Source organism: Aeromonas sp. INTO2 (genome assembly GCF_049860605.1).
GTDB lineage: Bacteria > Pseudomonadota > Gammaproteobacteria > Enterobacterales > Aeromonadaceae > Aeromonas > Aeromonas caviae.
On sequence record NZ_CP187588.1, the window covers coordinates 3,037,361 to 3,056,570 of the forward strand.

General features: G+C 63.1%; 20 protein-coding genes. 17 read left to right on the forward strand and 3 right to left on the reverse strand.

Annotated features, from left to right (window positions below; all coding sequences use genetic code 11):
- Positions 1–10 precede the first annotated feature (10 nt).
- The gene (lnt, locus tag ACPW74_RS14315) at positions 11–1,540 is read left to right on the forward strand and encodes an apolipoprotein N-acyltransferase (protein ID WP_223919826.1); all 1,530 of its coding nucleotides are present in this window, start codon (positions 11–13) and stop codon (positions 1,538–1,540) included.
- 211 nt (positions 1,541–1,751) lie between these two features.
- On the opposite strand, the gene ACPW74_RS14320 is transcribed toward lnt, so the two are convergent.
- Positions 1,752–2,240, reverse strand: coding sequence for a zinc ribbon-containing protein (locus ACPW74_RS14320; protein ID WP_041215952.1), 489 nt, complete (start codon positions 2,238–2,240; stop codon positions 1,752–1,754).
- Positions 2,241–2,482: 242 nt separating this feature from the next.
- Between ACPW74_RS14320 and leuS the strand changes: the two genes are divergently transcribed.
- The 16 genes from leuS to ACPW74_RS14400 all read left to right on the forward strand — a co-directional run bounded on the left by leuS (position 2,483) and on the right by ACPW74_RS14400 (position 17,900).
- Positions 2,483–5,059: a leucine--tRNA ligase gene (gene leuS, locus ACPW74_RS14325; protein WP_052816023.1), complete on the forward strand. Its 2,577-nt coding sequence runs from the start codon at positions 2,483–2,485 to the stop codon at positions 5,057–5,059.
- Positions 5,060–5,171: 112 nt separating this feature from the next.
- The gene (lptE, locus tag ACPW74_RS14330) at positions 5,172–5,654 is read left to right on the forward strand and encodes an LPS assembly lipoprotein LptE (RefSeq protein ID WP_043153202.1); all 483 of its coding nucleotides are present in this window, start codon (positions 5,172–5,174) and stop codon (positions 5,652–5,654) included.
- Between the two features lie 27 nt (positions 5,655–5,681).
- Complete coding sequence (locus ACPW74_RS14335) at positions 5,682–5,825, forward strand: hypothetical protein (RefSeq protein ID WP_043153204.1); 144 nt, start codon at positions 5,682–5,684, stop codon at positions 5,823–5,825.
- Entirely contained in the window at positions 5,825–6,859 is a 1,035-nt protein-coding gene (gene holA / locus ACPW74_RS14340) for a DNA polymerase III subunit delta (protein ID WP_223919825.1), read from the forward strand. Before ACPW74_RS14335 ends, holA begins: the two co-directional genes overlap by 1 nt.
- Complete coding sequence (gene nadD, locus ACPW74_RS14345; RefSeq protein ID WP_270806833.1) at positions 6,853–7,506, forward strand: nicotinate-nucleotide adenylyltransferase; 654 nt, start codon at positions 6,853–6,855, stop codon at positions 7,504–7,506. Before holA ends, nadD begins: the two co-directional genes overlap by 7 nt.
- A 212-nt stretch (positions 7,507–7,718) precedes the next feature.
- Positions 7,719–8,060, forward strand: coding sequence for a ribosome silencing factor (gene rsfS / locus ACPW74_RS14350; RefSeq protein ID WP_010673762.1), 342 nt, complete (start codon positions 7,719–7,721; stop codon positions 8,058–8,060).
- Positions 8,061–8,081: 21 nt separating this feature from the next.
- Positions 8,082–8,549, forward strand: coding sequence for a 23S rRNA (pseudouridine(1915)-N(3))-methyltransferase RlmH (gene rlmH / locus ACPW74_RS14355; RefSeq protein WP_005298242.1), 468 nt, complete (start codon positions 8,082–8,084; stop codon positions 8,547–8,549).
- 64 nt (positions 8,550–8,613) lie between these two features.
- A complete protein-coding gene (mrdA, locus tag ACPW74_RS14360) occupies positions 8,614–10,527 on the forward strand; it encodes a penicillin-binding protein 2 (RefSeq protein WP_010673761.1) in 1,914 nt (637 codons plus the stop codon).
- A complete protein-coding gene (gene rodA / locus ACPW74_RS14365) occupies positions 10,524–11,627 on the forward strand; it encodes a rod shape-determining protein RodA (protein WP_010673760.1) in 1,104 nt (367 codons plus the stop codon). Before mrdA ends, rodA begins: the two co-directional genes overlap by 4 nt.
- Complete coding sequence (mltB, locus tag ACPW74_RS14370; protein WP_201887862.1) at positions 11,627–12,625, forward strand: lytic murein transglycosylase B; 999 nt, start codon at positions 11,627–11,629, stop codon at positions 12,623–12,625. The genes rodA and mltB overlap by 1 nt, the downstream gene beginning before the upstream one ends.
- Positions 12,567–13,490, forward strand: a complete 924-nt coding sequence (locus tag ACPW74_RS14375) for a septal ring lytic transglycosylase RlpA family protein (RefSeq protein ID WP_425858256.1) — start codon at positions 12,567–12,569, stop codon at positions 13,488–13,490. Before mltB ends, ACPW74_RS14375 begins: the two co-directional genes overlap by 59 nt.
- 165 nt (positions 13,491–13,655) lie before the next feature.
- Entirely contained in the window at positions 13,656–14,885 is a 1,230-nt protein-coding gene (locus tag ACPW74_RS14380; RefSeq protein WP_039041110.1) for a D-alanyl-D-alanine carboxypeptidase family protein, read from the forward strand.
- Between the two features lie 279 nt (positions 14,886–15,164).
- Complete coding sequence (ybeD, locus tag ACPW74_RS14385) at positions 15,165–15,428, forward strand: DUF493 family protein YbeD (protein WP_010673756.1); 264 nt, start codon at positions 15,165–15,167, stop codon at positions 15,426–15,428.
- A 93-nt stretch (positions 15,429–15,521) separates the two neighbouring features.
- Positions 15,522–16,214 (forward strand): lipoyl(octanoyl) transferase LipB, encoded by a 693-nt coding sequence (lipB, locus tag ACPW74_RS14390; RefSeq protein WP_408813163.1) that lies wholly within the window; start codon positions 15,522–15,524, stop codon positions 16,212–16,214.
- 85 nt (positions 16,215–16,299) lie between these two features.
- The gene (gene lipA / locus ACPW74_RS14395) at positions 16,300–17,265 is read left to right on the forward strand and encodes a lipoyl synthase (RefSeq protein ID WP_039041111.1); all 966 of its coding nucleotides are present in this window, start codon (positions 16,300–16,302) and stop codon (positions 17,263–17,265) included.
- A 146-nt stretch (positions 17,266–17,411) separates the two neighbouring features.
- Positions 17,412–17,900, forward strand: a complete 489-nt coding sequence (locus ACPW74_RS14400) for a GNAT family N-acetyltransferase (RefSeq protein WP_408813161.1) — start codon at positions 17,412–17,414, stop codon at positions 17,898–17,900.
- A gap of 33 nt (positions 17,901–17,933) precedes the next feature.
- Here ACPW74_RS14400 and nqrE read toward each other — a convergent pair whose 3' ends face one another.
- Together nqrE and ACPW74_RS14410 are read right to left on the reverse strand one after the other, a co-directional pair.
- Positions 17,934–18,533: an NADH:ubiquinone reductase (Na(+)-transporting) subunit E gene (gene nqrE / locus ACPW74_RS14405; protein WP_010673752.1), complete on the reverse strand. Its 600-nt coding sequence runs from the start codon at positions 18,531–18,533 to the stop codon at positions 17,934–17,936.
- 191 nt (positions 18,534–18,724) lie between these two features.
- Entirely contained in the window at positions 18,725–19,018 is a 294-nt protein-coding gene (locus ACPW74_RS14410) for a hypothetical protein (RefSeq protein WP_010673751.1), read from the reverse strand.
- Positions 19,019–19,210: the final 192 nt, after the last annotated feature.

Genomic DNA, 19,210 nt, shown 5'->3' on the forward strand with positions numbered 1-19,210 from the left:
CCGATCCCCCGTGAAATCGAAACTCCTGACCAGCCTGTTTGCCATTGCCAGCGGCGCCATCGCCGTGCTGGCCTTCTCCCCTTTCGGCTACTGGCCCCTGGTGATCCCCTCCCTGCTCGGCCTTTACGCCCTGCTGGACAAGGCCACCCCCAAACAGGCAGCCTGGCGCGGCTTCGGCTACGCCATGGGTCTGTTCCTGCCCGGGCAGTGGTGGATCCACGTCAGCATGACGGAGTTTGGCGGCATTCCGCTGCCAGCCGCCTTCGTGCTGCTGGCCGGGCTCTGCGCCTATCTCTCCCTCTACCCGACCCTGGCCTGCTGGCTCTTCGCCCGCTTCTTTGCCGGCCGCCACTGGAGCCGCTGGCTGCTCGCCTTCCCGGCGCTCTGGCTGATGGCCGACTGGCTGCGGGGCTGGGTGATGACCGGCTATCCCTGGCTCTGGTTCGGCTACACCCAGATAGACGGCCCCCTCAAGGGCTTCGCTCCCCTTCTCGGGGTGCAGGGCATCACCCTCGCCCTGCTGCTCACCGCCTCCGCCCTCTGGCTGGTATGGCAGCACCGCAAGCCGGCCTGGCTGCTGCTCCCCGTCGCCCTGGTGGGCGCCGCCCAGGGGCTGATGCAGCTCAACTGGGTGACCCGGGGTGAGCCGGTCAAGGTCGCGCTGGTGCAGGGCAACATCGAGCAGTCCCTCAAGTGGGATCCGGAGGCCCTGGTGCCGACCGTGCGCAAGTATCAGGATCTCAGCCGCGAGAACCAGGATGCCGACATCATCGTCTGGCCGGAGTCCGCCATCCCGGCCATCGAGAAGGAGATGGGTACCTATCTGGAGAGCCTGGACAAGGCGATGAAGGTGAACGACACCGGCCTGCTGGCGGGGATCATCCATTACGATCTGAAACAGCAGCGCTTCTTCAATACCGTGCTCGGCATGGGGGTACAGGATGCTGAGGGCAAGGAGTCCTACTACTACGAGCACAAGAACCGCTACTACAAGTACCACCTGCTGCCCATCGGCGAGTTCGTACCCTTTGAAGATCTGCTGCGTCCCATCGCCCCCTTCTTCAACCTGCCCATGTCCTCCTTCAGCCGGGGTGACGAGGTGCAGCCGAACCTGATCGCCAAGGGGCTCAAGTTTGCCGCCGCCATCTGTTACGAGATCATCTTCCCGGACGAGGTGCGCCGCAACGTGCAGCCGGATACCGACTTCCTGCTGACCGTCTCCAACGACGCCTGGTTCGGCACCAGCATCGGCCCCTGGCAGCACATGGAGATCGCCCGCATGCGCGCCCTGGAGCTGGCCCGCCCACTGCTGCGCGACACCAACACCGGCATCACCATCGTCACCGAGATAGACGGCAGCATCATCGCCCAGATCCCGCAGTTCGAGGCTGGAGTATTGCGTGCCGAGGTACGCCCCGCCCACGGCATGACCCCCTATCTGCGTTTTGGCAGCTGGCCCATGTATGGCCTGGCCGCCGCCCTGCTGGGGCTGGCCCTGTGGCTGCGCCCCCGCGCCCACCCCTGGGCGCGCACGCTCTGAGCATGTTAAGAACATAAAAAGAGGCGCCCATGGGCGCCTCTTCTCTGTATGGCAGTCTGCCGCCAGCTCAGAACCTGTTCACGATCTGTAACGAGAGGTCGTCAACAAGGTGAAGAGCAGCGCAGGAACCGGAGCGTATAGATATACGTGAGGATTCCGAGCAGCACATGAGCCTTGATCACGGCCTCGCAGCAAGAGCGTGGATTGGTTCTCAGGGTGACAGCGGCTCACGGTGATACTCATCGGCCCCGCACTCGGGGCAGGTGCCAAGCTGCTCCGGGTGCAGCACGGTATGGCGCCACTCGCAGTGATCGCACACCAGCACCCCGAGTCCCACCCAGTCCCCCGCCCGGTAGACCCCCTTGTGTTCCAGCTCGTCCGCCAACTCCTGCCACTCCACCTGGGTGCGGTCGGTCACGTCTGCCAGCCAGGACCAGGCGGTGTCCTTGAGCGCCAGCATGAAGGCGGACTCCTCCACCTGCTCATCCTTGCGCCCCTCGTCATAGTTGCCCAGATCCCGCTTCACATACTCGGCGATCAGCGCCAGCTCGTCCTGGGTCAGATCCCCGGCCGCCTCCAGATAGGCCTGCACCTTGGCGATCATCCGGTTGAGGCGCTCTCCCTGAAACGCTTCCGTCTCTTCCCACTGCTTCTTGAGCTGGGCGATAAAGGCTTCATACCCTTGTCGACGTTTGTCCATGGCCATCACTCCTCTGCTGAATCCCGATCGAGCCAGACCCTGACCTCGGGCTCGGCGGATACGGGCGGCGGTTGCCATTCTCACTTCGTTGCGACTCTCGCGGCTCTGCAAATCCTCGCGGGTACCAGACCTGGCCCGAGACCGGGCGGATGCTGGCGGTTGTTGCCGCCGCAGGATATGGGTATTCTATCGGGATTTCCCAGCCGTTTTATCTATTCATTTCACAGATCCGGATGTCACCAATGCAAGAGCAATACGTTCCCCAATCCATAGAACCAGCAGTGCAGAAGCACTGGGATGCCAAGAAAACCTTCAAGGCGGTGGAGAAAGTAGACAAGGAAAAGTTCTACTGCCTCTCCATGTTCCCCTATCCGTCTGGTCGTCTACACATGGGGCACGTTCGCAACTACACCATAGGTGATGTGATCTCCCGTTATCAACGGCTCAATGGCAAGAACGTGCTGCAACCCATCGGTTGGGACGCCTTCGGCCTGCCGGCAGAAAACGCCGCCATCAAGAACAACACGGCGCCGGCCCCCTGGACCTACGAAAACATCGAATACATGAAGAACCAGCTGAAGATGCTGGGTCTGGGTTATGACTGGGATCGGGAGCTGGCCACCTGCAAGCCGGACTACTACCGCTGGGAGCAGTGGTTCTTCACCAAGCTCTACGAGAAGGGTCTGGTCTACAAGAAGACCTCCTCCGTCAACTGGTGCCCGAACGACATGACGGTGCTGGCCAACGAGCAGGTAGTGGACAACTGCTGCTGGCGCTGTGACACCCCGGTGGAACAAAAAGAGATCCCCCAGTGGTTCATCAAGATCACCGACTACGCCGAAGAGCTGTTGAACGACATCGACAATCTGGAAGGCTGGCCGGAGATGGTCAAGACCATGCAGCGCAACTGGATTGGCCGCTCCGAAGGGGTCAACATCAGCTTCAATATCGACGGTCAGGCCGAGCACCTCGAGGTCTACACCACCCGTCCGGACACCTTCATGGGTGTGACCTATGTGGGCATCGCCGCCGGTCACCCGCTGGCGCTGCAGGCAGCCCAGAACAATCCGGAGCTGGCCGCCTTCATCGAAGAGTGCAAGAACACCAAGGTGGCCGAAGCTGAACTGGCCACCATGGAGAAGAAGGGCATGGCCACCGGCCTCTACGCCATTCACCCGCTGGATGGCCGCAAGGTGCCCGTCTGGGTCGCCAACTTCGTGCTGATGAACTACGGCACCGGCGCCGTGATGGCAGTACCGGGTCACGACCTGCGTGACCACGAATTCGCCACCAAGTACGGCCTCGAGATCAAGCCTGTCATCAAGCCGGTTGATGGCGACGTCGACGTGAGCGAAGCGGCTTATACCGAGAAGGGCGTACTGTTCAACTCCGGCGAATTCGACGGTCTCGACTTCCAGGGTGCCTTCGATGCCATCGCCAACAAGCTGGAAGGGCTCGGCAAGGGCAAGCGCACTGTCAACTACCGCCTGCGCGACTGGGGTGTCTCCCGTCAGCGCTACTGGGGCGCTCCCATCCCCATGCTGACCCTGGCGGACGGTACCGTGGTGCCGACCCCGGAAGATCAACTGCCGGTACTGCTGCCGGAAGACGTGGTGATGGACGGTATCCAGAGCCCCATTAAGGCCGACGCCGAGTGGGCCAAGACCACGTATAACGGCCAGGAAGCGTTCCGCGAGACCGATACCTTCGACACCTTCATGGAGTCCTCCTGGTACTACGCCCGCTACTGCTCCCCGGACTACGACAAGGGCATGCTGGATCCGGCGGCTGCCAACCACTGGCTGCCGGTGGATCAATACATCGGCGGCATCGAGCACGCCTGTATGCACCTGCTCTATGCCCGCTTCTTCCACAAGCTGCTGCGTGATGCGGGCCTCGTGAACAGCGACGAGCCGTTCAAGCGCCTGCTCTGCCAGGGCATGGTGCTGGCCGACGCCTTCTACTACAAGGATGAGAAGGGCGGCAACGTCTGGGTCAGCCCCCTCGACGTCAAGGTGGAGCGTGACGACAAGGGCCGCATCACCAAGGCTGTCGACCTTGAGGGTCGTGAAGTGATGCACTCCGGCATGACCAAGATGTCCAAGTCCAAGAACAACGGCATCGACCCGCAGCTGATGGTGGAGCGTTACGGCGCCGATACCGTCCGTCTGTTCATGATGTTCGCCTCTCCGGCCGAGATGACTCTGGAATGGTCCGACTCCGGCGTGGAAGGTGCCCAGCGTTTCCTGCGTCGCCTGTGGCGCATCACCTTCGAGCACGTATCCGGTGGCGCCGTTGCCGCACTGGACGTCGCCGCCCTCACCAGCGACCAGAAAGCCGTGCGCCGCGAGCTGCACAAGACCATCGCCAAGGTGAGCGACGACGTGGGTCGCCGTCAGACCTTCAACACCGCCATCGCCGCCATCATGGAGCTGATGAACAACCTGGCCAAACTGGGCAGTGACGCTCAGGATCGCGCCCTGATGCAGGAAGCGCTGGAAGCGGTCGTGGTCATGCTCTACCCCATCACCCCGCACATCGGCTTCGAGTTGTGGAAAATGCTGGGCAAGGAAGGGGACATCGATGTCGCGGCCTGGCCGGTGGCTGACGAAGCGGCCATGGTCGAGACCGAGAAGCTGGTGGTGGTGCAGATCAACGGCAAGATGCGCGGCAAGCTGACCGTGCCGGCCGAGATAAGCCAGGCCGACGTCGAGAAGCTGGCCATGGCCGATGCGTCCGTACAGAAGTTCACCGACGGTCTGACCGTGCGCAAAGTCGTGTACGTGCCGGGCAAGCTGCTCAACATCGTGGCCAACTGATGACGCCTCCCCTGGCGGCGGCCGACGGTCCGGGCCAGGGGCTGACGACACACGGATGATGACGGCGGGCCCTGCGCCCGCCGCTCTTCCCTTCATGCAAAGAGGATTTTTTATGGGCACCATCTTCACGCGCTGGATGGCCATCGTGCTGGCAGGACTGCTGCTGCAGGCCTGCGGTTTTCAGATGCGGGGCACCGCCATTCCCCCCGAGCTGATGACCATGAAAGTGGTCGGTGACAACAAGAGCGACTTCTACCGACTGGTCACCACCCGTCTCAAGGCCGCTGGCGTCGAACTCGCCGACAAGGAGGGTATCCCGGTGCTGACCCTGGCCGGGGTTCGTAGCCGCAGCCAGGTCGCCTCCGTCGACTCCATCGGCCAGGACCGCGAATACCTGCTCAGTTACAGCACCCAGTTCACCGTGGTCATGCCGGGCAAACCGACCCAGGTCTTCCCCATCACCTTCAACCGCAGCTTCCTGAACAAGCCGGATGCGGCACTCGCCTCCTCCCGCGAGCAGGAGCAGCTGGGCAAGGAGATGCAGGAGCAGGCCGCCAACCTGGTTATTCGCCAGCTCAGTCAGGTCAAGTTCTGATGCGCGTATCTTGATGAGAGGGTGTTGATGAGAGTCTATCCCGAGCAGTTTGCGGATCATCTCAAGGCAGGGCTCAAGCCCTGCTATCTCATTTTCGGGGACGATTTCCTGTTCAAGAATGAGCAAGCCATCGACCGTGCATCCTTCCCCCTCAACCAGGCCAGGTTCTGATGCGGATTTACCCTGAACAACTCGCGGATCATCTCAAGGCTGGGCTCAAGCCCTGCTATCTCATTTTTGGGGACGAGCCCCTGCTCAAGCTGGAAGCCGTCGACGCCGTGCGCCAGGTAGCGCGCAAACAGGGCTTCGATGAACGCCACAGCTTCGTGGTGGAACAGGGGCTGGACTGGAACCAGGTCTACGATGCCTGCCAGGCCATGAGCCTGTTCTCGGCCCGCCAGATCATCGAGCTGGAGCTGCCCGCAAAGATCGACAAGGATCTCGCCGCCCGCATCAGCGACATTGGCAAGCAGCTCCACCCCGACCTGCTGCTGGTGCTCTCGGGCCCCCGCCTCAACCAGACCCAGATGAAGGCGTCCTGGTTCGACAAGCTGAGCCAGAGCGGCACCTATGTACCGGTCAACCACCCCGAGCCCCGTTTCTTCCCGCGCTGGATGAGCGCCCGCTTTCAGCGCTTCGGCCTCAAGGCGCTGCCGGATGCGGTCAATTTCATGTGCCACGCCTACGAGGGCAACCTGCTGGCCGCGAGCCAGGAGATCGAGAAGCTGACCCTGCTCTCGCCGCCCCAGCCCATCAGCGTCGCCTATCTGCAGGAGACCATCATCCGCCACGCCCACTTCACTCCCTTCCAGCTCGTCGATACCCTGCTGGAAGGAAAAGTGAACCGGGCCCAGCGCATCCTGCTGGCCCTGCGCGCCGAGGGCACAGAACCCGGCATGCTGGCCTGGACCCTGTGCCGCGAGCTGGAGCAGCTCACCGAGCTGGCGCTGGCCGCCCGCGCCGGACAGCCCCTGGTGGAGCATTTCAGCCGCCTGCGCATCTGGCAGAGCCGCCAGCAGCTCATCCAGCAGGCGCTGACCCGGCTTCCCTTCCCCAAGATCCGGCAGCTCTGGCAACTGATGGCCCGGCTGGACCATGCCCAGCGCCATTTCGACACCGAGCAGGCCTGGCTGATGCTGCAAACCATCGCCCTCGGCTTTCGTGACGGAACCCCGCTCCCCCTGCTGGAGACGGAATCATGCTGACACCGCCCATCGGGATCCTCGGCGGCACCTTCGATCCCATTCACATCGGCCACCTGAGGCCCGCCATCGAGGCCCGGGACGCCCTGGGTCTGGCTGAGGTGCGCCTGCTCCCGAACCATATCCCGCCCCACCGGGCCAATCCGCTCTGCTCCAGCGAGCAGCGGCTCGCCATGGTCGCGCTGGCTGCAGCGGACAACCCGGGATTCGTGGTGGATGAGCGGGAGCTCAGGCGCGACACTCCCTCCTGGACCATCGACACCCTTGTCGAGTTGAGGAGCGAGCTGCCGGACACCCCGCTCTGCTTTTTGATGGGGATGGATTCCCTGCTCGGCCTGCCGGGCTGGCACCGCTGGCAGGAGCTGCTCGATTACGCCCACCTGGTGGTGAGCTGCCGCCCAGGCTGGCAACCGGATTATCCCGTCCAGGTGGCCGAGCTGCTGGCCCGCCACCAGACCCGGGACATTCGGGCTCTCCATCGCCAGCGCCACGGTCATGTCTGGCTTTGTGACAATCTGCCGGTCGAGCTGTCGGCCACACGCCTGCGTGCCCTGCTCGCGGCAGGCCAGGATCCCAAATACCTGCTGCCCAACCCGGTCGCCGACTATATCCGGCGCCACGGGCTCTACCGCTCATCGGCAACGCAGTAAACGGCGCCACGCAGGCGGGTCAGCCGACACGTCCGGGCGCACCGGGCCCGGCCCTGACTATTGCCAGGCCGGGTTGCACACTATAGTGATCGTCAAGGGGCCCCTCCCCCACGGGACGGCGCCCCCGGCGATGCTCCCTTTGCCAGGCTGGGAAACGGGAGTGACCATGATATAATCCGCCGCCCTCTGGCGCCGGAAGATAGGAGAAGACATTGCAAGGCCAAGAATTGCTCGCCTTTATCGTCGACAAGATCGATGACATGAAAGGCCGCGACATCATCACCCTCGATGTGCGCGGCAAATCCAGCATCACGGACACCATGATCATCTGCTCCGGCAACTCCAATCGTCACGTCAGTGCCATCGCCCACAACCTCGCCAGCGAGGCCCGTCATGCGGGGCTCGACCTGCTGAGCGTGGAAGGGGAACTCACCGGTGAGTGGGTGCTGGTGGACATGGGGTCGGTCATCGTCCACGTGATGCAGGATGAGTACCGCGACTTCTACCAGCTGGAAAAACTCTGGAGCGGCGCCGCCCAGGTCAATTCGCAATAAAGGGCGACAGCGTAACCAAAGATGAAGATCCAGTTGATTGCCGTGGGCACCAAGATGCCTGCCTGGGTAGAGCATGGCTTCGAAGAGTACCGTCGCCGCTTCCCCAAAGACATGCCGTTCGAGCTGGTCGAGATCGGCGCAGGCAAGCGCGGCAAGAATGCCGACATTCCCCGCATCCTGCAAAAGGAAGGGGAAGCCATGCTGGCCGCCGCCGGCCGCTCCCGTATCGTGACCCTGGACATTCCGGGCAAGCCCTGGACCACGGAGCAGCTCGCCGTGCAACTGGAAGCCTGGAAGCTGGATGGCCGGGACGTGGCGCTGCTGGTGGGTGGCCCGGAGGGGCTCTCCCCCGAGTGCAAGGCTGCTGCGGAGCAGAGCTGGTCGCTCTCGCCCCTGACCCTGCCCCATCCCCTGGTGCGGGTACTGGTGGCCGAGAGCCTCTATCGCGCCTGGAGCATCACCACCAATCACCCTTATCACAGAGAGTGACCCATGCCGACCCTGAGCATGCATTTCTCCTCTCTCACCCGCACGTCAGCCACAAGGTAACGGCATGCTGAAGAATCGCATTGAAATGCGCGATCACAGTGCCGAGGGACGTCTGTTCTTCCGGCGCACCCTGGTCGCCTACATCGGCATGGTCACCCTCATGCTGGTGCTGCTGGCTAACCTCTACTACCTGCAAGTAGAGTCTTACGAAACTTATCAGACCCGATCCAACGACAACCGCATCCGTGTGGTACCGGTGGCGCCGCCCCGTGGCCTCATCTACGACGCCAACGGTGTCCTGCTGGCGGAAAACCGCCCTGTCTACAGCCTGGAGATCGTGCCCGAAGAGACCGAGAACCTGGAGAAGACCGCGGACGACCTCATCACCCTGCTGGCCCTGCCGGAGGGGACCAAGGAGAAGTTCCTGGCCGAGGTCAAACGTCAGCGCCGCTTCAAGCCCGTGCCCCTGTTCGAGAAGCTGACCGAATACCAGGTCGCCCTCTTCTCGGTCAACCAGCACAACTACCCGGGGGCCAGCATCGAGGCCTACCTCAAGCGCTACTACCCGTTCGGCGATACCCTGACCCATGCCCTGGGCTACGTGGCCAAGATCAACACCCGTGACGTGGAGCGCCTCGAGAAGGAGGAGAAGCTCGCCAACTATGCCGCCACCAAGGACATCGGCAAACAGGGGGTGGAGAAGTACTACGAGGATCAGCTGCACGGCGTGGCGGGTTATCAGGAGGTCGAGGTGAACAACCGCGGCCGGGTGGTGCGCACCCTGAAATTCCAGCCCCCCGAGCCCGGCAAGGACATCTACCTCAACATCGACATCCGCCTGCAGTTGAAGGCACAGGAGCTGCTGGCCGGCCGCCGGGGCGCCATCGTGATGATGGAACCCAACACCGGCGCCATCCTGGCCATGGAGTCGAGCCCGAGCTACGACCCCAACCTGTTCGTGACCGGCATCTCCAGCGCCAACTACTCGGCGCTGCTCAACGATCCCGCCCGGCCGCTGGTGAACCGAACCACCCAGGGCATCTATGCCCCCGCCTCCACCGTCAAGCCCATGATGGCGGTGATGGGGCTCAACGAGGGGGCGATCACTCCCAATTACCGCTACTTCGGCGGGCCCAGCTTCTCCATCCCGGGCACCACCAAGAAGTTCCGGGACTGGCGCCGCTGGGGCCACGGCTGGCTCGACGTCTATCGCGCCATCGAAGTGTCTGCGGACACTTATTTCTACGATCTCGCCTACCGGGTCGGCATCGACAAGATCAACAGCTACATGACCAAGTTCGGCTTCGGACAGTACAGCGGCGTGGACCTCTATGAAGAGACCCGGGGCGTCATGCCCTCCCGGGACTGGAAGATGGCCCGCTGGCGTCAACCCTGGTACCAGGGGGACACCATCTCCATCGGCATCGGCCAGGGCTACTGGAGCGCCACCCCGATCCAGCTCGCCAAGGCCATCAGCATCCTGACCCAGAACGGTCACGACGTGACGCCGCACCTGCTCAAGAGCACCGCCTCCTCCGATGGCGTGGTCAACGCCCCCATCAACCCGAACGTGGCCATCGCCGCCAAGAGCGATACCTACTGGCAGGTGGCCAAGGACGGCATGTGGCGCGTCATCAACGGCCACGAAGGGACGGGGCGCCGCGCCTTCGCCAATACCCCCTACAAGGCGGCGGGCAAGTCCGGCACCGCCCAGGTGGTGGGCCTCAAGGAGAACCAAGTCTACAACGCGGCCACCACCAAGGTGGAGCACCGCGACAACGCCCTGTTCGTCGCCTTCGCCCCCTTCGAGGCACCCAAGGCGGTCGTCGCCCTGGTGCTGGAAAACGCCGGGGGCGGCAGCGCCATGGCGGCACCGGTCGCCCGCCACATGCTGGATGCCTATCTGCTCCCGCCGGAACCCCAGTTGCCACCGGCACCGGAAAAGCCGTCCCAACCGAGTGAGGTCGTTTCCCAATGAGTAATTCTGCCCGCCAGCAGAGCATCTGGTACAAGCTGCACATCGACCTGCCGCTGCTGCTCGGCCTGCTGACCCTGATGGCCCTCTCCATGGTGGTGCTCTACTCCGCCTCGGGCCAGGATCTCGACTCCATCGTGCGCCAGCTGGTGCGCGGCGCCCTGGCCTTCGGTCTGATGATCGGCATGGCCCAGCTGCCACCCTCCCTCTATGCCCGCTGGTCGGTGCCACTGTTTGCGGTGGTGGTGCTGCTGCTCATCGCGGTGGACGTGTTCGGCCATATCGGCAAGGGGGCCCAGCGCTGGCTCGATCTCGGCTTCATGAAGTTCCAGCCCTCCGAGGTGATGAAACTCTCCATGCCCATCATGGTGGCCGCCTGGCTCAGCCGACACTCCCTGCCGCCAAAGTTCAGTCATGTGATGATCGCCCTGGTGATGGTGCTGCTGCCCACCCTGCTGATCGCGGCCCAACCCGATCTCGGCACCTCCATCCTGGTGGCCGCTTCCGGCTTCTTCGTCATCTTCCTGGCGGGGATCAGCTGGTGGCTCATCGGGCTCGCGGTCTTGCTCATCTGCGCCTTCATGCCGGTACTCTGGTTCTTCCTGATGCACGACTACCAGCGCCAGCGGGTGCTGATGCTGCTGGACCCGGAGAAGGACCCGCTCGGTCGCGGCTATCACATCATCCAGTCCAAGATTGCGATCGGCTCCGGCGGCGTGTTCGGCAAGGGGTGGCTGCAAGGCACCCAGTCCCAGCTCGAATTCCTGCCAGAGCGCCACACCGACTTCATCTTCGCCGTCTTCAGCGAGGAGTTCGGTCTGGTGGGCGTGGCCCTCTTGCTGGTCATCTACCTCTACATCATCAGCCGCTGCCTGTTTATCTCCATGCAGGCCCAGAACAGCTTCGAACGCCTGCTGGGAGGCGCCCTGACCCTGACCTTCTTCGTCTATGTGTTCGTCAACATGGGCATGGTAAGCGGCATCCTGCCGGTGGTAGGGGTTCCCCTGCCACTGGTGAGCTACGGCGGCACCTCCATGGTGACCCTGATGGCGGGCTTCGGCGTACTGATGTCCATCCAGACCCACAGGCGGCTGCTCGCCTGATGCGGCTCGGCTGGCTGGCTCTATCTCTGTGTACCCTGACGGCGGGTGCTGCCGTCTCGCCGGCCCGGCTCAGCCTGCTGGCCGAGCAGCAGCAGGTGCCGCTGGCAGAGTTGCAGGCCGCCGCCGCCCAGGCCAGCCTGCGCCAGGAGGTGCTGGACACCATTCGCCGCCCCTGGGAAGCCAAGCCCTGGCACCGCTACAGGCCGCTGTTCGTCACCCCGGAGCGCATCCGGGACGGAGTGGGATTCTGGCAGCGCCATGCCTCCACCCTGGCACGGGCCGAGCAGACCTACCAGGTCCCCGCCTCCCTCATCGTCGCCATCATCGGCATCGAGACCTTTTACGGTCGACAGATGGGCCGCCATCCGGTGCTCGACAGCCTTTACACCCTGGGATTCCACTACCCCGAACGGGCGGATTTCTTCGCCAAGGAGTTTGCCCAGCTGGTGCTGCTTGCCCGGGAAGAGAAGTGGCCGCTCACCACCCTCAAGGGCTCCTATGCCGGCGCCATGGGCATGGGCCAGTTCATGCCCTCCAGCTACCGCCACTACGCGGTCGACTTCGACGGAGACGGCAAGCGGGATCTCTTCGCCAACCCGGCAGATGCCATCGGCAGCGTGGCCAACTACTTCGCCCTGCACCACTGGCGCTGGGGCGAGCCGGTGGTGGAGCCCGCCTTGATCGGATTGGCGCCAGTAGGTACCCTGCTTGCACCCGAGCCCGAGCTAAGGCACCGCTGGGCAGAGCTGGCCGCTGCGGGCATTGAAGTCGCCACACCGCCGTCACCCGAGACACCGGTAAAACTGCTGGCGATGGAGCAGGCCGAAGGACCGGAATACTGGGTCGCGCGCCACAATTTTTACGTGATCACCCGCTACAATCGCAGCCCTCTCTATGCGATGGCGGTGCATCAACTCAGTCAAGCAATCCAGGACGCTTATGCATTACAGCCACAAACTTCTTCCCCTCAGCCTGACCTTGTTGCTGGCCGCCTGTAGCAGCCAACCCGAACCCCAGCCGCTGCCCCCGGAGCCCTTTCCCCAGGAGAAGCCCCAGGTCATCGAGATCCCCCAGGCGACCGGCGCCATTCCCCGCCCCGAACCCATGAGCGAGAGCGGCAACAGGGACTACTGGATCGGAAAGCAGAAGTTTGAGGTGTGGCGCGACATCAAGCACTACAGCGAGGAAGGCACTGCCAGCTGGCTCTCCCGGGATCTGGACGGCAACAAGACTGCCAACGGCGACGTGCAGGACAGCACCCTGTTCAGCGCCGCCCACCGCAACCTGCCCCTGCCAAGCTACGTGCGGGTCACCAATCTGGACAACGGTCTGGAGACCATAGTACGCGTCAATGATCGCGGCCCCTTCGGCAGCGATCGCCTCATCGATCTCTCTCACGCCGCCGCCGCGCAACTGGAGATGGTGGAAGGGGGTGAGGCCCGGGTGCGCCTCGAACTCATCACCGATCAGCCGGATCAGATGGTGGAGATGGTGCCCATGACCCCGATGACGCCCATGGAGCCTGCGGCGCCAGCAGCCAATTCCTTCGTGAACGAGACGCCGGCCCCCACGGCACCGGCCAAGGCCGCGCCTGCTCCTGCCGCCACGGCAACCACCACCGTCTCCCCCCCCAAGGCCGGTGCGACCCAGGGCAAGATGATCCAGGTGCTCGCCAGCGGCTCGCAGGCGCGGGCCGAGGCCATGGGCAAGGTGATGACCCAGCGCTATGGCGTGCCGTACCAGGTGGTGGCACATGGCTCCGTCTTCCGCGTCCTGCTCGGACCCGTGGCCAGCGACAAGCAGGCCCCTCTGCTCGAGCAGATCCGCCAGGGTGGGTTGGAGCAGGCCTTCATCGTGCCCTGATACCCGCCCCGACCTCGCGCCGGGATACGACGCGAGGTCGGGGACCATCCCATAAAATCCCGTCCAGGTCGCATCTCGGACTATGACCGACACGCACATCTGGTATAGTGGGGCCCGCTTTTTTTCAACTTGGGTACATCCCATCCAGGCACCAGGAATTTCAAGATGTCCAAATTTGCCCGCTCCGTTATTCTGGCCTCCCTGTTAAGCGCCACCGCTCAGGCCAACCAGCCTGTTCCGACCCCGGATTCGGCCCTGCCGAGTGCCCAGCCGGTCCCCACTTTGAACAGCGCCCCCATGGTGGTGCCTGCCGCGCCCGAGATCTCCGCCAAGGCCCACATCCTGATCGACTACTTCTCGGGCCAGGTGCTGGCCGAGCAGAACGCCGACGAGCGTCTGCCCCCCGCCAGCCTGACCAAGATGATGACCTCCTACATCGTCGGCGACGAGCTGCACAAAGGGAACATCAAGGGCACCGACATGGTGACCATCAGCCAGAACGCCTGGTCCAAGAACTACTCCGATTCCTCCAAGATGTTCATCGAGGTGGGCAAGCAGGTCTCCGTCGATGATCTGAACAAGGGCATCATCATCCAGTCCGGCAACGACGCCTGTGTCGCCATGGCCGAGCATCTGGCGGGCAGCACCGACTCCTTCGCCAGCCTGATGAACGCCTGGGCCGCCAAGCTCGGCATGAAGGACTCCCAGTTCAAGAACCCCCACGGCCTGGATGAAGAGGGCCACTACAGTACCGCCCGCGACATGGCCCGCCTGGGTCAGGCCCTGATCCACGATCAGCCGGAGGAGTACAAGATCTACTCCCAGAAGTCCTTCGTGTTCAACGGCATCACCCAGCACAACCGCAACCGCCTGCTGTGGGACCAATCCCTGCAGGTTGACGGCATCAAGACCGGTCACGTCAGCCAGGTCGGCTACAACCTGGTCTCTTCTGCCACCAACAACGAAGGCATGCGCCTGATCGCCGTGGTCATGGGGGCCAACAGCGAGGCCTCCCGCGCTGCCGAGAGCAAGAAGCTGCTCACCTACGGCTTCCGCTTCTTCCAGAGCCTGACCCCCTACAAGGCGGGCACCGAACTGGTCACCCAGAAGATCTGGATGGGCGACAAGTCTGAAGTGAAGCTGGGGGTCGACAAGGACGTCTCCGTGCTGGTCACCCGTGGCCAGGGCAACAACCTCAAGGCGGACTTCCAGCTGGAGAGCGAGCTGAAGGCGCCCCTGGCCAAGGGCCAGCGCGTCGGCACCGTGTACCTCAAGCAAGGGGACAAGGAGATCAAGCAGGTTCCCCTGGTTGCCCTGGAAGAGGTGCAGGAAGGTGGCCTGATGAGCCGCCTGTGGGATTACCTGGTGATGCTGGTCTCCAGCTGGTTCAAGTAACAGACCCTTCCTCAAGCAGCGGCGCCAACAGGCGCCGCTGCTGTCTTTTGCGGTCTGTCCAGTCAATAACCCTGTAATCTGCAGGTTCCGCCGACTGACGATTTGTGGTAAAAAGCAGCATTTCCACGTCTTGCCGCACCGCCGGGTCTTGATCCCGAGGCGGCTCATGCCCATATAGACTGGGAACTGTCCCCTGGGGGCAGATGAGGGGACCGTTTCGGCGGCCCTCAAAGACGTAAAGATGACGCCGCTTCCCGGCGACCCAGAAAGGTGAAGTAGATGAATACCAAGTTTGATGAACTGCTGGAGTTCCCCTGCAAGTTCCCGTTCAAGGTGCTTGGCGTGGCCGATCCCGCCCTGCCCGACATGGTGGTGGAAGTGCTGCAGCAACATGCTCCCGGCACCTACAGCCCGACCGTTCAACCGAGCTCCAAGGGCAACTATCACTCGGTACGGGTGACGGTCACCGCTCAGAGCAAGGAACACATCGAGGCCATGTATACCGCCCTTGGCAAGATCGAGCTGGTTCGTTACGTCCTGTAAGTTGCCTCTCTCGCCCCGCCACCGGGGCGACTGATTATTTGCCGCCCGGTCGCAGCGGCGACCGTACCGACACCGCGCCGCCAGTGAGGAAAGATGTCACTCGAAACGCCCGCCGAGCCACAACCGTCAGTCGGCCAACTGCTCGTCAGACAGCTGGGCCGTCGCCCCTACCAGCCGGTGTGGGACGCCATGAAGGCGTTCACCGACAATCGCACCCCCGACACCCCGGACGAGTTCTGGGTGGTGGAGCATGACCCCGTCTACACCCAGGGTCAGGCCGGCAAGGCCGAACACCTGCTCGCCCCCGGCAACATCCCGGTGGTGCAGAGTGATCGCGGTGGCCAGGTGACCTATCACGGCCCGGGCCAGCTGGTGCTCTACGTGCTGGTGGATGTGCGCCGCAGCAAGCTCTCTGTACGGGAGCTGGTGACCTGCCTCGAAACCGCCATCATCAACACGCTCGCCAAAAGCAATATCGAGGCCTACGCCAAGGCCGATGCCCCGGGCGTCTACGTGAAGAGCGATCTGGGCATGGAGGCCAAGCTGGCGTCCCTGGGCTTGCGCATTCGCAAGGGGTGCTCGTTCCACGGGTTGGCTCTCAACGTCAACATGGACATGACCCCCTTCCTGCGCATCAATCCGTGCGGCTATGCGGGTATGGCCATGACCCAGACCAGCGCCCTGGGCGGCCCGCAGAGCGTCGCCGAGGCACAGTCCCTGCTGGTGACGGAGCTGGCCCGCCTGATTGGCTACCAAGAGATCACGAATACCGAAGAGGCGGCATGAGCAAGCCCATGCTGCCTGGCCATGAGGGCACAGAGATGACCCTGGTGGCTATCAACCAGACAATAACAAACACCGAGAGTGAATCATGAGCAAACCCGTTCGTATGGAGCCGGGCGTCAAGCTGCGCGATGGCGACAAGATGGCCCTGATCCCGGTGAAATTCATGCCGGATCCCAACGAGGAAGTGCTGCGCAAGCCGGAGTGGATGCGGATCAAGCTGCCGCCGTCGAGCCAGAAGATCGAGCACATCAAGAGCACCCTGCGCAAGAACAAGCTGCACTCTGTGTGTGAAGAGGCTTCCTGCCCCAACCTGGCGGAGTGCTTCAACCACGGCACCGCGACCTTCATGATCATGGGCGCCATCTGTACCCGCCGATGCCCCTTCTGCGACGTGGCCCACGGCCGTCCGTTGCCGCTGGATCCGGAGGAACCGAAGAAGCTGGCACTCACCATCAAGGAGATGAACCTCAAGTACGTGGTGATCACCTCGGTGGACCGCGACGATCTGCGGGACGGCGGTGCCCAGCACTTCGCCGACTGCATCCGCGAGATCCGCGAGCACAGCCCCCAGACCCGCATCGAGATCCTGACCCCGGACTTCCGTGGCCGGATGGAGCAGGCGCTGGAGGTGTTCCGCGAGACCCCGCCTGACGTCTTCAACCACAACCTGGAAACCGCCCCGCGCATGTACCGGGTTGCCCGTCCGGGTGCCGACTACAAGTGGTCCCTGGAGCTGCTGCGCCGCATCAAGGAGATGCACCCCCACGTGCCGACCAAGTCCGGTCTGATGATGGGCCTTGGCGAGACCAACGAGGAGATCGTCGAGGTACTCAAGGATCTGCGCGAGCACGGCGTCAACATGCTGACCTTGGGCCAGTATCTGCAACCGAGCCGCCACCACCTGCCGGTGAAGCGTTATGTGCCGCCCGCAGAGTTCGACGAACTCAAGGATGTGGCCATGGATCTCGGCTTCAGCCACGCCGCCTGCGGTCCCTTCGTGCGTTCCTCCTACCACGCAGACCTGCAAGCCAAGGGGGAAGAGGTCAAATAAGCCTCTTTTCCTGCTGGCAGAAAAAAGAGCGCCCCTGGGCGCTCTTTTTTTTATCGCCGTCACCTCGCAGGCAGCGGTTGTCCCTTTGTGATTGGCGCCGTTCTGGCGTAACGTGGCCACTCCCCTTCTCTGGAGTGCTGTGCCGGATGCCGACTCTCACCGTTCGCCTGATCCCCCTGCGTGACGCAGACTTTCCCGCCTATCGCGACTACTTCATCGAGGAATACGCCCAGGATCTTGCCAACAACCACGGGATGGCGCTGCCTGACGCCCACCGTCAGGCCGACGCCTCGTTGCAGCAGCTCCTGCCACTGGGTGTCGCCACCCCGAGTCATCACCTGCTCGCCATGGTACCTGAAGCCTCGAACGCACCGGGCGAGCCTCTGGGCTATCTCTGGCACGCCATCGACGGCGCCGCCGGCACCACCTTCATCTACGACTTCTATGTGACACCGCCCCATCGTGGTCGCGGCCTCGGCAAGGCAGCCATGGCCGCCCTGGAAGCGCAGCTCGCCCCCCTAGGCATCCGCCAGATCAAGCTGAGGGTGGCCCATGACAACCCGAGGGCACTGGCGCTCTATCAGGCGCTGGGCTTCACCATCACGGGCTACAACATGGCAAAGCGTCTGGATTGAGCACCTTCATTGGGCCACCACCCGGCCCATGGCTCAGAGCGAGATGCCGGAAAAAGACATGAAGCCGAGAGACATCAGCCCCGCCACGATGAAGGTAATGCCGATCCCCCGCAGCCCCTCGGGCACATCCGAATACTTCATCTTCTGGCGCAACCCCGCAATGGCGACGATGGCCAGCAGCCAGCCCAGCCCTGAGCCCGCCCCGTAGACCACGGATTCGATGAAGTCGTAATCCCGCTGGGCCATGAACATCACCCCGCCGAAGATGGCGCAGTGCACCGTCAGCAGCGGCAGATAGATGCCGAGCGCGTGATGGAGCGCCGGGAAATGTTTGTCGAGCACCATCTCCATCACCTGCACCAGCGCCGCCAGCACCCCGATATAGACGATGAAATCGAGAAAGCCCAGATCAAACTCCCCGAGGAAGGTACTCTCGGGACGCAGGATATGGCGGTAGATCAGGTTGTTGAGGGGGATGGCGATCACCATGACCACCAGCACCGTCATGCCCAAACCGAAGGCGGTGTTGATGTTCTTGGAAACGGCCAGGAAGGTGCACATGCCAAGAAAGAAGGCCAGCGCCAGGTTTTCCACAAAGATCGACTGGATGAAGAGATTGACGTAATAGTCCATGAATGAGTTCACCACTTGGTTGCAATAAGAGCATGTCCGCGCCCGGCCAACGGCCAGTCGCGAAGATGACGTTTACAGAGAGAGCTGGCGCAGCACCCGGTAATGACCACGGCAGCCGCCAGACTGCCGAGCAGCCCGGTCAGCGGTACTCAATGACGGGGATCAAACGGGCGGGCGCCCGGCTGGTGAACCTAGTCGCCCTGGCAGAAGCGATATTGCAGGTGGTGGCAGCGAAGCCGCCGTGTGTGCAGAGCGCCGAAGTAGTCGGGCCGCTGCCTGAGATAGATGAGAGGCAGGAAAAACAGCAGGCCGCAGAGCAGGCCGAGGATCTCGTGCTGGAACCAGGCCAGCAGCATCTGGTAGAGCTCGGCATGAGCGGCCCCTTCCAGTCGCCGTCCCTGTTCGAAACCGAGCCGCCACTGGGAGGCGGGCGGCAGGCTGACGTTGTCGGCAAGCCCCGGGTTCGCTGGCTCATGGAACAGCATCGGCCGCTCCTGCCCTTGCGTCTCCATTCCCGGCGTTGCAACGACCCCTGCCGCCGCCGCAGCGGCAAGCCAGAGAAGGCAGGCGATGGCAAGCACCATCGGCCATGACGAGGGGCGGCGAGAGGATGACAAGGGGGCTGTCCGTCAAGAAAAATTACAGGTGGAATATATCACAATACCGTCACTTATTGC

Coding starts and splice junctions, on each gene's coding strand:
- ACPW74_RS14320 (WP_041215952.1), bottom strand. CDS start 2,240: ATGGACAAACGTCGACAAGGGTATGAAGCCTTTATCGCCCAGCTCAAG.
- leuS (WP_052816023.1), top strand. CDS start 2,483: ATGCAAGAGCAATACGTTCCCCAATCCATAGAACCAGCAGTGCAGAAG.
- lptE (WP_043153202.1), top strand. CDS start 5,172: ATGGGCACCATCTTCACGCGCTGGATGGCCATCGTGCTGGCAGGACTG.
- ACPW74_RS14335 (WP_043153204.1), top strand. CDS start 5,682: ATGAGAGTCTATCCCGAGCAGTTTGCGGATCATCTCAAGGCAGGGCTC.
- holA (WP_223919825.1), top strand. CDS start 5,825: ATGCGGATTTACCCTGAACAACTCGCGGATCATCTCAAGGCTGGGCTC.
- nadD (WP_270806833.1), top strand. CDS start 6,853: ATGCTGACACCGCCCATCGGGATCCTCGGCGGCACCTTCGATCCCATT.
- rlmH (WP_005298242.1), top strand. CDS start 8,082: ATGAAGATCCAGTTGATTGCCGTGGGCACCAAGATGCCTGCCTGGGTA.
- mrdA (WP_010673761.1), top strand. CDS start 8,614: ATGCTGAAGAATCGCATTGAAATGCGCGATCACAGTGCCGAGGGACGT.
- rodA (WP_010673760.1), top strand. CDS start 10,524: ATGAGTAATTCTGCCCGCCAGCAGAGCATCTGGTACAAGCTGCACATC.
- mltB (WP_201887862.1), top strand. CDS start 11,627: ATGCGGCTCGGCTGGCTGGCTCTATCTCTGTGTACCCTGACGGCGGGT.
- ACPW74_RS14375 (WP_425858256.1), top strand. CDS start 12,567: ATGCATTACAGCCACAAACTTCTTCCCCTCAGCCTGACCTTGTTGCTG.
- ACPW74_RS14380 (WP_039041110.1), top strand. CDS start 13,656: ATGTCCAAATTTGCCCGCTCCGTTATTCTGGCCTCCCTGTTAAGCGCC.
- ybeD (WP_010673756.1), top strand. CDS start 15,165: ATGAATACCAAGTTTGATGAACTGCTGGAGTTCCCCTGCAAGTTCCCG.
- lipB (WP_408813163.1), top strand. CDS start 15,522: ATGTCACTCGAAACGCCCGCCGAGCCACAACCGTCAGTCGGCCAACTG.
- lipA (WP_039041111.1), top strand. CDS start 16,300: ATGAGCAAACCCGTTCGTATGGAGCCGGGCGTCAAGCTGCGCGATGGC.
- ACPW74_RS14400 (WP_408813161.1), top strand. CDS start 17,412: ATGCCGACTCTCACCGTTCGCCTGATCCCCCTGCGTGACGCAGACTTT.
- nqrE (WP_010673752.1), bottom strand. CDS start 18,533: ATGGACTATTACGTCAATCTCTTCATCCAGTCGATCTTTGTGGAAAAC.
- ACPW74_RS14410 (WP_010673751.1), bottom strand. CDS start 19,018: ATGCTGTTCCATGAGCCAGCGAACCCGGGGCTTGCCGACAACGTCAGC.